At 42.8% G+C, this 14,783-nt stretch carries 5 protein-coding genes and 3 pseudogenes; 3 read left to right on the top strand and 5 right to left on the bottom strand.

The annotated features are described in order from the left end of the window. Positions 1-8: 8 nt before the first annotated feature. Positions 9-527: an Hcp family type VI secretion system effector gene (locus tag ACED28_RS16720; RefSeq protein WP_012600867.1), complete on the bottom strand. Its 519-nt coding sequence runs from the start codon at positions 525-527 to the stop codon at positions 9-11. A gap of 454 nt (positions 528-981) precedes the next feature. On the opposite strand from ACED28_RS16720, the gene tssH reads away from it, so the two are divergent. The 3 genes and pseudogenes from tssH to ACED28_RS16705 all read left to right on the top strand — a co-directional run. After that, on the top strand, positions 982-3,675 hold the full coding sequence (tssH, locus tag ACED28_RS16715) for a type VI secretion system ATPase TssH (protein WP_371710305.1): 2,694 nt from the start codon (positions 982-984) through the stop codon (positions 3,673-3,675). Further along, positions 3,662-5,045: pseudogene (locus ACED28_RS16710) on the top strand (sigma 54-interacting transcriptional regulator); the annotation flags it as partial. The gene tssH and the pseudogene ACED28_RS16710, both read left to right, overlap by 14 nt. 80 nt (positions 5,046-5,125) lie before the next feature. Then, positions 5,126-5,290 (top strand): annotated as a pseudogene (locus tag ACED28_RS16705) (helix-turn-helix domain-containing protein); the annotation flags it as partial. A 73-nt stretch (positions 5,291-5,363) separates the two neighbouring features. Here the strand turns inward: ACED28_RS16705 and ACED28_RS16700 are convergent. From ACED28_RS16700 to ACED28_RS16685, 4 genes and pseudogenes are all read right to left on the bottom strand, one after another. After that, entirely contained in the window at positions 5,364-9,782 is a 4,419-nt protein-coding gene (locus tag ACED28_RS16700) for an OmpA family protein (RefSeq protein WP_371710304.1), read from the bottom strand. 337 nt (positions 9,783-10,119) lie between these two features. Beyond that, positions 10,120-11,361 carry a hypothetical protein gene (locus tag ACED28_RS16695; protein ID WP_371710303.1) on the bottom strand — a complete coding sequence of 414 codons (1,242 nt, stop codon included), beginning with the start codon at positions 11,359-11,361 and terminating at the stop codon, positions 10,120-10,122. Between the two features lie 23 nt (positions 11,362-11,384). Continuing rightward, on the bottom strand, positions 11,385-13,040 hold the full coding sequence (locus ACED28_RS16690) for a hypothetical protein (protein ID WP_371710302.1): 1,656 nt from the start codon (positions 13,038-13,040) through the stop codon (positions 11,385-11,387). An 831-nt stretch (positions 13,041-13,871) separates the two neighbouring features. Continuing rightward, positions 13,872-14,783, bottom strand: a pseudogene (locus ACED28_RS16685) (hypothetical protein); the annotation flags it as partial.

Below are 14,783 nucleotides of genomic sequence, written 5' to 3'. Positions count from 1 at the left end.
AAAAGCGATTAAGCTTCGCGTGGAGCACGCCAGTCATCGTTACCAGCAGTACCACAGTTTTCGTGAGTGACTTCGATTGCACGGTAAGTCAGCTTAAGTACTTCTTCAGTTACACGATCTGAAGTTGCAGCGTCTTGACAGTGATTCATACGAGTTTGGATATCTACAAGTAGTGCATCAATTAACTTGATTGAGTAGTAGTGCTCTTGCTTACCTTGTACTGAAGTACGGTAGAAACGGATTACACACTCTGGAAGCTTTTCGCCAGACACTAATGCGTTGAATAACAGAGGTGAACAACGGTCTTGTACTTTAGTTACTACTACAGGGCGGTGAACACGTTGACCTGTTGGTTGGCCACTTTGTGGGTCACGTGGAACTGTTAGTACGTGATCAAGTTCTTGAACTAGGAACTCATCAACGTGAGCTTCTTGCCAAGTATTACCTACAGAATCTGCAGAGTAAGTATCTTTAGTAATGTGACCTTGTGTTTCACCATTGATAGACATATATGCTGGAGTTGGCATCGATATTTCCTTTTTAAATTTTATAAGTCATTAATTCACCAAATCGCTTATCACCGCGACTGATTCAACTAATACAAACATCATGCCAACCCTATAAAGATAACAAATACAGCAACTTAACGAAAGTTTGGTCATTTACAATTTATATGTAATAACAATTTATTGTATAAAAAAACAAGTTTTCGAACATTTAGTTTAATAAATTGAATTTAAAAAACAAAGACAAAACAACTAGCTTGAACAATTGAAATAAAGTTAAAAAAACTATCAATTAAGTCGAAATACCTAGGTTATATTTTATTTTAAATGAAAATCAATACTTCAATCAGACAAAAAAACAAAGCTGATAATAAAAACAACCAATAAACAATAGTAAATTCATCTCCGAATAAAAAACCAGTTACCAATTTTAGTATAATTAGCACATCCCATATAAATAACTAACAGAATTAAAATGATAAATATAAACCTTTCCTCTTTGATACAGCGTCTGCACCCGATTGTAAAAGTCGCTTTAGAAGATGCTGCTGCATTAGCGGTATCGGAAAAAGCCAATGAAGTGCAAATTGAACACTATCTATTAAGCTTATTAGAAAGGCCAAATAGTGATTTTGACATCTTATTAAGTCATTTCGATTGCTCAGAGACCATATTAAGACAATCTATTCGTTCTACGCTAAATACCAACACCACAGGAAATGGCAGCAAGCCCGTTTTCTCTTCACTTTTAATCGAATGGCTTCAAGAAAGTTGGTTAGTCTCGTCTTTAGACCTATCCGAAACTCAGATTCGCTCTGGCGCCCTACTTCTTACGCTAGTGAGTAACCCACTACGCTATGGTCAGCACGGTTACGCTTCAATCTTAGAAGGTGTAAACCCAGACACCTTAAAACGTAACTTTTCTGAACTTACAACAAACTCTCTTGAATCTTTAGCAACGACATCTGAAAAAACCGACGCACGTGAAGATGGTTCGGCATTAAGTAAATTCACCACCGACTTTACCGGCAAAGCAAGAAAGGGCGAGATCGACCCAGTATTCTGCCGTGATCAAGAAATCAGACAAATAATCGACATCTTGGCGCGACGCAGAAAAAATAACCCAATCGCAGTAGGTGAGCCGGGAGTTGGTAAAACAGCGGTGGTAGAGGGTCTTGCATTAAAAATTACCGAAGGAGATGTGCCAGACTGCCTCAAAGGTGTTGAACTATATGGCCTAGACATGGGCTTACTTCAAGCAGGAGCGAGTGTAAAAGGTGAGTTTGAAAAACGCCTTAACGCAGTACTAGATGAAGTGAAGAATTCACCGACTCCAATCATTTTATTTATAGATGAAGCTCACACGCTAGTTGGTGGAGGCAATCAAGCTGGCGGCAGTGATGCTGCCAACCTACTTAAACCCGCTCTAGCACGTGGTGAAGTAAAAACAATTGCTGCCACCACATGGTCTGAATACAAGAAATATTTCGAAAAAGATCCAGCTCTGGCGCGCCGTTTCCAACTGGTAAAACTTGATGAGCCGTCGGCTACTCAAGCAGCATTGATCATCCGAGGCTTAAGACCAGCCTATGAAAAGTCACATAACGTATACGTACGTGACGACGCAATCACTGCCGCAGCAAACTTAGCTGATCGTTACATCACCGGACGCCAACTGCCAGATAAAGCAATCGACGTGTTAGATACGGCTTGTGCTCGCGTCAATATTAGCCTTAATGCAACACCGGCACCTGTTGAAACATTACATCAAGAAATTGCCGCTGCGAATCGTGAGCTCGAAGCTCTAGAACGTGACCAACTTCAACAAACTGGTGACAAACACAGTGCCGCTTTAATTCCTGAGCTAAAAGAGAAGATTGAAAAGGCCACAGAAGAACAAGCTACCCTTCAGGTTCAATGGAAAAAAGAACAATCTCTTATTCAAGAAATCATTGAACTGCGTAGCCATCTTTATAGCCTTACTACTCCTTCGACTGAAGAAGACAGTGCTCCTAAAGCTGACAATACGCTTCAAGACAATGAAGAACTAACAAGTGACAAACCAAATTGTCATGAATATTCTGAAGAGCAGACTCGTGAAGCTATTCAGTCTTGTAACGAACGTTTAGATAACGTGCGCGGTACCAATCCGCTCGTTCACTATGAAGTGGGTCCCGACGAAATTAGTCATGTGATATCTGATTGGACAGGCATTCCTATGGGAAAAATGCTTCAAGATGAGTCGCAAGCGACCTTAAACTTGAAGCAAAACCTAATTCAAAACATTAAAGGCCAAGAATTTGCCATTGATGCGCTTGCTGAAGGAATTCAAACCGCAAAAGCGGGATTAGGTAACCCAGATGCACCAACAGGCGTTTTCTTATTGGTTGGCCCAAGTGGTGTAGGTAAAACAGAAACCGCTCGTGCTATCGCCGACCAAATGTTTGGTGGTGAGCGCTTCATGACCACCATCAACATGTCTGAGTTCCAAGAGAAACACACTGTGTCTCGCCTTATTGGTTCTCCTCCTGGCTATGTTGGTTTTGGCGAAGGCGGTATGCTAACCGAAGCAGTACGTCAGCGCCCTTACTCTGTTGTTCTTTTAGATGAAGTTGAAAAAGCAGACCCAGAAGTACTCAACCTGTTCTACCAAGTGTTCGACAAAGGCACACTAAATGATGGCGAAGGTCGTACCATCGACTTCAAAAATACGCTCATCATCATGACGAGTAACCTCGCGACACATGAGATTGAGTCTTTGGTTCACCAAGCGAAAGACATTGATGCCAATATCGTCGCTGAAGCCATTCGCCCAACGTTGAATCAACACTTCAAGCCAGCCTTGTTGGCTCGTATGTCCGTGTTGCCATTCCTTCCTCTTTCAGACGCAGCAATGACTGATATCATCCATCATAAACTGAAGAAAGTGTCTGAGCGCCTGCAAAGCCACCACAAACTGGTACTTTGCTATGGTGATAACTTAGTGGAATTCGTATTAGGCAACTGCCGCCTTGCGGAGACGGGAGCTCGAAATATTGATGCCGTTATTAACCGTCAACTATTGCCGCAGCTTTCGACTCAACTACTGGTGAATGACAAGGATGATTCACATACTCAAATTGAAGTTTCTGTCGACGAGCAAGGAACTCTAACCTATGCGTTCAGCTAACCATAGTGAGCTTAGTAACGCCCTACTTGCGATCAGCCAATCTCTGGCTGATCGCAGCCAGTTAGCTCAAACTTTGGATGCCGTTCTCACAGCAGCAAGGCAAATGACTTTCGCGAAACATGGCATCATTTACGTGCTTGACCAAACCGGTCAAGCCTTGATTCCAAGTACCGCGCATCACCATGAAAAAGTCATCGCCTCACATCCTTGGGAGCCACTGCAGTTAGACACTGTAAGTGAAGCCGACCCATTCAACTTCGCCGTACGTAACGGCGAAGTTGTCTTGATCAATGAGCTATACACTTACAATGGTTATGACTGTGAAGGCATCTATCAAACCGAGCAAACGTTAGGTCTAAAAAGCAATAACTTACTTGCTTGGCCATTGATTGATGATGAAAGCAAAACTATCGGATTGTTGGTTTTGCTTGATTTAAGCGTTATCGATAACGAAACCGCACTTACCGAGTTTTGCCGAATGGCGGCGAGTAATATTCGCCATGCCATTTGGTTAGAGCAATATGGTCAAGTGATTAAGAGTTTAAGCGCCGATAACCAAGCGTTGGTTCGTGAAAATACTCAGCTAAAAAAGCGGACAAAGAAAACCTATCAAGGTCCGATCGCTGAAAGTGAAGAGATGGTCAATGTATTGAGCCGACTTGATAAAGTGCTCTCGTTGCCTGTCGACGTCTTGCTTAGAGGCGAGACGGGTGCAGGTAAAGAAGTCATTGCAAAATACATTCACGAAAACTCGAATCGTTCTGACCAAGCATTAATCGTTCAGAACTGTGCCGCAATTCCTGAACAACTTCTGGAATCCGAACTTTTCGGGCACAGAAAGGGCTCATTTACCGGTGCAGACAAGGACAAAGTTGGCTTATTTGAAGCAGCAAACGGTGGCACCCTGTTCCTAGATGAAATTGGCGATATGCCAATGCTACTTCAAGCTAAACTGTTACGTGTGCTGCAAGAACGTAAAGTTCGCCCTGTAGGCGCCAGCAGAGAGATTGAAGTGGATGTCAGAGTCATTGCAGCGACACACTGTAATTTAATGCAGCAGATTAAAGACGGTGGCTTTAGGGCCGATTTATTCTACCGCCTAAATGTGTTTCCTATCACTTTACCACCACTGAGATCCAGACAAGCGGACATTATTCCACTTGCCGAGCACTTTGTTCAGCACACCACGACGATGTTAGGCTTGCCTCAATCACCAGGATTGAGTGCTAATGTGAGAAACCAACTGCTCGCTTACCCCTACCCCGGTAACGTGCGCGAGCTTAAGAACATCATTGAACGCTCGGTTCTGCTTTCCGATTTTGAAACCATTACTCAGATTGAGTTTGGTGAACAAATCCCTGAAGACGTAGAACACCGTCAAGTTGTTGCTCCAGTTACATCGGCAATTCAAACCACGTTCGAACCTGAACCTCTAGGAGATGACGATGTCGCAGTTGGCCTAAAAGAGGTCGTAAGCCAGTACGAACGTACCGTAATTATTGACTGCTTAAACTCTTGTAATTGGCACACGAAACGAGCGGCTGAACAACTGTCGCTGCCGTTAAGTACACTCAATCACAAGATGAAGAAATACGATATTTCTGCGGCGGGCTGATGGGGAAACGGGAAAATTCTAACTTCTGTTTTAATTGATAAGAAAAGAAAAACCGCCCGAAGGCGGTTTTTTCTTATTTTCCATCAAGCAACCACTTTTTAAGTATTTGCTCTCGTTGTTTCGATAGAGGCATTACCTTAGCTGAAGAGTAATCTTTCATCAGAGGTTCCGCATTCATCCAAACACTCAAAGGGGTAGCTTTATGCGATATCTTGCTACGAGTTGAATTTGCCACATTGGAATCAGCATCATCAGTCGTTCCCGCAGTATATTCAGAAATGGAGTTAAACTCCTTTTCATTCATTTCATACCATTTTGCGTTGTAGTGGATCTCCCTTGAATTGAACAAAGTTGGCGCTGTTGTATCAACAACTCTTACAGGAAGCTTCTGTGATGAGGCATTTAAAGCTAGTCCAGCTTTTCCATCTATGTCGACGCTAATAAATGGCTTTTCGTTTGTGCGCGCAATAAACGGTCGTAAACCAACCATCTCTTTTCCTGCTGCATTGGTGTACTTCAACGAAATTTCGACTGCATATAAATCAGTATCCACAAAATCAGGCGTAAAATCGAATAAACTACCATCCTTAACCACGAGATCACTTACAAGCTTACTCATATTGATAGAAAGATGATCCGATACGTTATTCAGGCTTTGCGGTATTGATTTAGGTTTGAATGACACCTCTTTCTTCTCAAGGTTCACTTCGACCTTTCCTAATGGATACAAGTCGATGTCTTGATGTTCAAAATTGTAGAAGCCTTCTGCGTCGTTTGATTTCAGACGAATATCCACGGGTAAACGGTGAGGATCAAACCCTCCTCGTTCAAGTGTTTGTTCAACATTTTCAACAGATTTTGTACTGACGATGAGCAACAGCTTGGTTGCTTTTTCAGAGGTATCATAAGATGGTTGCTTCTTCGTCCAACCAATCGCTTCCATTTTATCATCGTGCTCATTACCAGGGATCAGACTCTTCACGCTAGCATCATAAATATATAAGTTTGCCTTGACGTCTGAAAATAGCTCTGGGTACTCGACCGCCTTTTTTCCCGTTCTGGCTAAAAAAGTCTTCTCATACAAGAACTCATGCTCTTTAGACATAGTTAAATTAAAGATGGATGCCTTATTCGTGCTAGAAGTAATCACCTTACCGTCTTGAGTTTTAAATACGAGCTCTCTTTTGTATGTTAACTTTGATTCCGTTTTACTGACATTTGGTACACCAACCTCTAACAAGTAACGCATTACGTAAGACGCTGATTGCTGCTCATCCACCTGACCAAACACTGACTTCCATTCTTTACTACCGTAGTCATCAGCAATAGGCTTGATGCCACTGATGATGTTGCATCCAAAGTAATACGTAGGGCTTACAACAACACCGTATAGTGGCGTATCCGTCTCTATCATTTGTTTTTCTGTTAAATACACCCTCTCAGTTTCAACTAATGACTCCAGTGCAATTTCACGAACATATTCAGTAGTGTAAGATCCAAAATCGTCAAACAGCCTGTTTTGCCTCACAGGCCTAACACCTACAGGCACAAGAGTAAGCAAACCTTCTTCTTTGAACTTGGTCAGCGCTTCGTCTTTCATATCAAGAATAACAAGTACTCTAATTGGCATAGTCGGTGAAATTGTCTTACCTTGATTGACCAGTTTTTCAAGCAGATGCCAATTGTCGCCGACCTTAACTGAAACTATATGATCTAAAAATATCGACTTATCGAGCTTAGATAAATCCGGGGATTTTAATAGAGATTTTAGCTTAGTTAAACTAGAGTCAGCTATGGTATGTATTGGACAGAACTTCTGATAAACCTGCGATTGTTCAAGCGCTTCTTCCCCCGTCTTAGACTGCTTTGCTCGATAGGTAACATAGCTCGTCATAGCAGAAAAGCTCAACACACTTTCTGAAGCACTGCGATAAATGTTCTTTGTCTCCAACCAAGCTTCATCAAGATGGAATGAAGGAAGCCAAGTACCTCCCAGATCCCAATCATCACTAAGAAGATAAGTCTTTATGTAACCTTCAATATCAAGATCTCTTTGCCCTGATGTTAAGTGACTAACCGCGTGATACTGCGACACATAATTGGGCGCGGCCGTTTCTTTATTCATTTGAGCTTCAAGGAGTAGCAATCGTAACAGCCCATTGAGTGCAATAGCGCGTTTTATATATGCTTTGCCAAGTACACTTAACTCATTGAACGCGGGTAAATCACGATATAGTAGCGCTTGTCCAACAACATCAAATTCAGAGAAACGTTTCTGTTTATCTTTATATTCTTCTAGCTCTTTATTGAGGATTTTTGCTGCGCCATTCAATGTCGAAACTAAGGTTTCACCTGACCAATACAACCCATAAGCTAAAGCCGCTCCCGGACCCAGCATTGGCGCGGCAAAGCCTAGTGCAATGTCAAAGGCTTGACCAGAAAACTTCCAAATTTCCTTATGGACTTTCATCTCCGCCAAAACTGCTTTCTGGCGATTTTTCTCAAGCGATAACAGCCAACTTCTACAGGCAGGGTATTCGAAAGCAGAATTAAGATAAAACTTCATTTCCGCTCTACGGCTTAAGTGTCTATTGCGCGTATCATTATCAGCAAAAACGCCTTTCCCGAGCGCTGAAATGCGATACTCCCACTTAATAGCATCTGCACCAAGCTCTTCTAAAATAGAAGATTTAAGCGCTGCAGCACGTTTATCTGACAGTTTAGTGTTGTATTCCACCAAGCCGATATCACACGTATAACCTTCAACGTTCAACAACATTTCCGATTCTGTAGCACTCAGATACTTTGCCACTTTTTTTACTAGGTCCTTATCAGAATCGGCAAGTTTATCATTCGCACTATCAAATTCGAAAAACAGCGTGAGATAGCTTGCCTCGCCTTCTTTAGCCTGTTTTTTTTGTGACAACGGTTGACCATTTAGTAATACTCTGTGGCGTACACTTTCATCAGAGAATGCTTCAAGGAGCGCTTTTTTATGTTCCGCTTCAGACTCAAGCAAAACCTGACGATCTTTTTCATCACTCAGTGAAAGCGTAGAGATAACCGATTGTGTTTTCTGTCCATATTCTTTTGACTTATCGATATAGGCATTAAACGCCGTCTCAGAATTCTCAACACCTTTTGGGATTTCAAGACCGCTAGAAACAAGCTGCGCAAAACCAAAAGGCTTATCAAGCACATATTCAATAGCACGAACGGCCGGCTTTAAAGGGGTTAAGATCTTATCGTCAACCTTATGCCAAAAATGCTGTAACGCTGGTGGAATCGTATAAACGCTCGGTAAGGTATTCCCAAGGTGATTTGACCAGTTGAGGGCATTCGCTAAATCAGTAATCGGTGCAAGTGTACCTTGCGCTGGTGGCTTGAGCGTTTGCGCAAAATCTAAGAACCCCTTAGCTTTAGCATCAATACCGACCGCGAGTTTTAACGCATTTAAAAGTTCATCTCCAGCTTGCTCCTTATTCAAACCCGCGCTGAACGCTTTATGGACCGTCGTCATACTGAATGGGTCCATTACGCCTGACGCTGAAGCTTCGATAACCCCTTTATAGTTCCCAATGGAGTTAAGAATATTAATCGATGGTTGAACACCGTTCGCGGCTTTGTTTTCGCTGGTATAGGGGAGGTTTTTACTCCAATCTAGCCAACCTTTAAACGTGTCTGGCGCATGTTGAAACAGTGATTCTTCAACAGATATAGGATCACCGGACACAATGATGCTGCGCCCTGCTATTGAATAAATCGGTAGGTGTAAGACTTGTTCAGACAAAGAGTAGCAATTGTTTGGGAGGCTTAACTCATCAACTTGGGCTAAACTCTCTTCCAATAGGCGTTTTTGATTTTCATCTTCGAGATCTAGGGTGTCTTCCAAGTAAGCATTAATCGTACTCAAATCTATATCAAAGCGGACTAATTGCTTAATTTGTTCATCATCATCTAGGTGACCGCCCGTGATCCAAAATGTGGCTACATATTGGGTTACTTTATCTGCATCCTTGGCGTCACTGGCTTGGTTGGCAATATCAAAGTATTCTACCTTCCTCACTCGGCTGGTGATTTTATTGCCAATGTCCTTAGCATCCCCTTTGATGATTAAGTTTTCCGGCTGTCCAGACAAAGTAACTTCCGCACCCTCAAAATAGTCGGCTGAGAAGAATAAATTGATGGTCCAAACTTGAGGAATGCGCAGATAATGAAAATTATGTTTATAGTTGCCGTTATAAATTTGTTCATACAGGCGTTTATACGCCCCTTTTTTCTGCCCAAACTGCGCTTCTGCCGCTTCAGCTTTATGGATAAAAAACTCGGCTAATTCGGGCGCTAAAAATCGCCTCTCGGCTGCATCCTTACTCAAATCATCTTTGATTTGCCAGTCTTCTACGGAGGACAAGCGGATCTCTTTTCCTTGCGAGGTGACTACTTCTTTAGCTAATTTAGCTAATCTTTCCGGCCAAGTTGTATTTTCAGACATTACCGCAGCGGGAATTAAGTAAGGTGGAATATAGATGGGTTTTAACTTATCTGTCGTGCTAGAAATCAAAAGTGGCGTAGAAGCAAGCTTGTTCCCAACAAGCTCATTAACGGATTGAACCTTGGAATTCCAACCTTGTAGCCGACCTGATGAATCACTGAAGTATAATGGTGACTCATTCTTACTGCTGCTACCGTCCGCAGCTTGAACAACTGCTAGCTCTGGTAGGGCTAGCGCAAAGCCAGGTAATGGATAAAGCCCATTACCGTCAATTGCATCTCCAGTTGGTCCGACTAATTGCCCCATTAAATAGAGAGAGTGCTGTTCAATCTTAGCCCTAGCCATGATTACGCTCCTTTAGTACCGCTTTAGCTTTTTCTAGGTCAGCGTAGGTTGGCAATGGGTAGAGTGACTCACTCCAATTATCCGTCTCTTTATGTTCAATCACATAACGGCTAAAGCCAAAACCAAACGCAGATTTTTTTACACCTTTAGCGCCGTAAAGGTATAACATTTCTGTCGTAGGGCTATTCTCATTTGGCTGGTGTAACACGCGTCTTATATTTCGACCATTAACAGGTACGAACCACATATCACTATCGTTAAAAGCCAACAGATCGACCGTAGCAGGGAAGTTGCCTATTTTTTCAGATGGTCTTCCCGAACGGTATGCCGCACCTCCGAGGCAATAGAAGCCATCTCCATACGTACCGCCCCAAACATTACAATCGTAGCTATCCGGAGTAAAATCACCGCGATCTACCAGTTTTAAGGTTTGGGCATCAAACACAAATGTATTACCGCATTTGGGTACATCGCTCTCACCAAAAGTTTCGAGGTACTCTTCTTTCCTGCCTTTACAGCCAAACCCAGCCAGTCCCGGTTCGTAACTAAAATAGATCGCTTGCTCTGACTGGCTCAAATAAGGCTTGGCAAAAGAAGTCAAGTACTCTGCCCATGAACCATTCACATCGGTAAATTTAACTACCTCTTTTGTGTCTAGCTTAACCAGCAGAAGTTCATCTCGTTTTTTTACGACGACTTGCGTGCTGTCTGTATCCCACATAATATCGTGACGAGTTGAGCCATATACCTCACTAATTTCAGTTATTTCACCACTACTTACATCATACAACACAGTACTATCTTTCTGAGGGATAACAAGGTAGCGGCCGTTTGGCGATCGTGACATATATTTAGCATAATCAATCCCAGTATTGGGCGCAGGCGGCAATATCCCCTCAGGGATCAACAATTGAGGGTTAGTACCATCAATGTTTAATGCCCAGTAACTGACCTTGGATTTGTCTTTTCGGTTTTCGATAGAAAACAACACTTGAGGGAGCTTAACATTCTCAGTATTCCAATCCCCAACCTTCGGGTTCTTAGGTATTTCAAAAGAATAGCGGTATCTCCACTTACTTCCATCATTAAATCGCGTATTAATCCGTGACTCTAATTGGTCCGCCAATAATTCTATTCGAGCTTTTTCGTCAAAATAGGGTTTAGTTGCTATGTAACCAATGCCTGCGACAACAACAGTCGTCAAACCCAAGCCGAGTAATATTTTATTTTTCATTCTTAATCCATTTTCTAGTGAGGTTACAACGACCAATCCAGCACTAATGACTCAAAGCGTTGTTTTTCTTCTGTTGTCATACCTTTAGGCTTGTCGTTTGGCAGAGCTTTTGGCGGAGTTTCAGTAGCGCTCTCAGGCTCAACAAATAAATCGTTATAAGCAACCTGATCAAAAAGTACGTGACGGCTATCAGGATCTTGATCATGTACAAGAGACATAGTAAAGATTCCGTCCGATGGTAGCCCGCTTAGTAACGCTTGTTGCCAATCGTGGTCTTCCCCTTCATAAAACTCTAAATCAAACACGTCTTTATAATCGCTATTGTGATCGGTCACATAGAGTGAATTCAAAGCGGTGATGCCGGAGGTGCCAACATCCACCCGGAATAATAGACCACTGTTTTTTCCATCTACATAAGCAATCACGGTGTTACTCTGGTCATAGTTACGTACTATGGCTTGCTGGTCGCTCAGCCATGGCATGTCGTCTTCGGTAACTTTGTGGATGGCGGCACTGTCTACATCAGAGGTGAATTCTTGTGCACTGAATGACTGTCCGTCACTGTAACTGCTTAATTCATCTAATGGTGTGCTGGATTTCTCTAGCAAAGCAGCATCCGATTCTAATGCTTCAATTTGAGCAAAGCGCTTTTGTTTCGGTGAAAAAATGATCTTGAGTCCACTTTCCCCTTGTTGGACTTCACCCAATATTTTGTAAGGTGCCCAGAAATGCGCCATGGCAAAGCCGCTTGCGCTTCTTTGTATTACCTGATGTGTGTCTTTTTTCTTTTCTTCTTGCTCTAAGGTACGGTAATACTCGACGTCAACGTCTTGGTAGTAACCCTTCTCGTTTATGGCCATCTCTCGCCAAAGCTTCCCTTTCCAAAAGACATAAAGAAAACCACCACGCAGATCCGAAGCTTTTGCTTTGTCGTTGCTGCCATCTAAGTAAGCCAATGGTCTCACCGGCACCAACACGTTATCCCATTCATCCATCTGAGTGTCTTTATCAACGGGTTGCAGGCCTTCGGCGAGTTTAAGCAAGATTGGCTGAGGCTGGTCAGAACAAGGAATTTTGATATAAAGCGTTTTGCCCTCAGCCTCGAGATCTTTAAACGTCGCTAGGCTGCGGTGTTTGTTGGCGAGATCGGGTTTTGCTACCGTAACCTTTCCTTGCTGTTCATCGGTTTTACCTAGCGCTAAACATGCCGCATTGCTAGACCACTGGCCCGCAAACTCGACCACAATTTTGTGTTCTGGGGAAGGTTCAACTGGCGAGAAGCTATAGTGACGTGCCAAAGGTACATCATCGACAACTTGCTTGTAGTTGGCTTTGTGAGCGCGCTCTGAACTGCAATTACTCACCCTATCAACATGTATCTTCAGTTTAGGGAAGCTTGCTAGCTGTTTATTGGTTAATGGACTACGTCGCACATTGGAGGAAAGACAAACCCAGTTCGCTTTTACGAGTTCAACTCGAATCGCGTTGAGTAGGCTGTGGACATTTTTTTTAGCCGACGCAGTAACCTGCTGAAGCAAATTACTTGGTAATTGAGCCAAGATGTCTTTCGGGGTGCGCACACGCGAAAATAGCCCTACACACTCATCTGGTGTTAAGACATATTGAAGGTCGTTCGTACTGAGGGACGAACTAGATATAAATTTGCAAACTAAGTGCATTTGGATTCTCCACAACCTACGGGTATCAATAGTTGCGGTGATAGCTAAGCTGATAAGGCTTAAAAAAACGATTTGGTTGAAGAAATTCTACGCGGAATAATTATAAATTTCAACAAATTAGAAATGGTAACACCACCTGCTAAAACGCTAGTAAAACAGTCAATTAAACAGGATAAATAGTCAATTTTACTAGCAAACTAACGGAGCAGATAATTACGCATCAACATCATGTAACATTCGTTGTAACACGTTAAAGTCAATGCCAACAAAACCGGAAATACGTATCTAGTGGCGACATACCTTCGAGTTAGCAAGCTTGTATAAGCATTATGTATCGATAGTAAAAGAGTAAAAAAAGTGGGAATAAATTCCCACACAAACACAGCTAATAGACAACATGTTTAAATAAACTAGCTAAAAATAGGGGTTAAAATAATTACCCAAAGCAGAACACCACACTAATTACAAAGTGTGATGTGGCTACTATATAGAGTCCCCATCTATTATCAAGATGGTACTTTTATGGGGCTCACATCAAAAAACACTATGCAAAATATCGATAAAATCAGTATTTTGAACACATCAATAGTTATAATAATTATCTTAGTTAAATTTCACCTAAATAATGAATTAATTTGAAAGAAAATATTGCAATAAAAATGGACATTAATTGAAAACAACATTCACACTGAACATTATATCGATATTTGTGGAGAAATTAGAGGCGATAGGGATATCGTACACTTAAATATTTATAGCCTGAGATATGTGTATAAAAAAGGTCTGCTCAACGGACAGACCTTTTTCTCATTTCTTGCATAACGATTGGCGCTATGCTGCGAATTTTTTATTACTAACTAACTCAAAAGTTTGATGAAATAGGTTTGGTTTAATAACCGCCGTGGATCTCACGCCATTATTCAGAGTAAAAACCGATTCAATCACAGCCGCTTCAGCTCCTATCGCTTGGTGCGTTGGGTTAAACGTCGCGCTCGTTGACGTCGGCATGGCTTGCGCGAGCGTAAAGCTTGCGCTTTCGGTGACTGGCACGCCTGAAGCATTAGTGCCCGTCACAATGACAGTGTAACTGCCGTTCGGTTGATCGCTGATGTCAACACTACTGCTGCTCCAAGCCCCACCGTTGGCGACAGTCGCAGAGCCACTTTTTAATACCGCATCACTGCCCTGCGCTTTCACTTCTAGACTAAGTCCTTGACCATCTAAACGCGTCGATGTGCCTGAAAATACCAAGCTAGTGGCGTTACTGCCGTCCACGCTGCTCACTGGCGTGATGACCAACGTTGGCGTGATAGGCAGCGAATGCGTGCTGTCTTGCGCGCCCACATTACCCGATAAATCTTGGTAATTTCTCACCACCAAACCGACATTCAAATCAGACGATGCTGGAACCAGTACATCCCCGGTCCACACGCGGGCATCCACACTCTTCGTCAGCGAGATGAGCGTGCCTCCTAATTCTGCACTGGCCGCTTGCAACGCTTTATCGAACTGAAGGCTGACCGATACGCTCTGACCTATCGCTTGATGCGTTGGATTAAACGTCGCGCTCATTAACGTCGGCATGGCTTGCGCGAGCGTAAAGCTTGCGCTTTCGGTGACTTGCACGCCTGAAGCGTTGGTGCCCGTCACAATGACGGTGTAAGTGCCGTTCGGTTGATCGCTGATGTCAACGGTACTGCTACTCCAAGCCCCACCGTTGGCGACTGTCGCAGAGCCACTTTT

Origin of the sequence: Vibrio sp. 1F253 (genome assembly GCF_041439295.1) — a bacterium.
In the GTDB taxonomy this organism is placed as follows: Bacteria; Pseudomonadota; Gammaproteobacteria; order Enterobacterales; family Vibrionaceae; genus Vibrio; species Vibrio tasmaniensis_A.
This window is presented reverse-complemented; position numbering and strand designations above follow the sequence as displayed.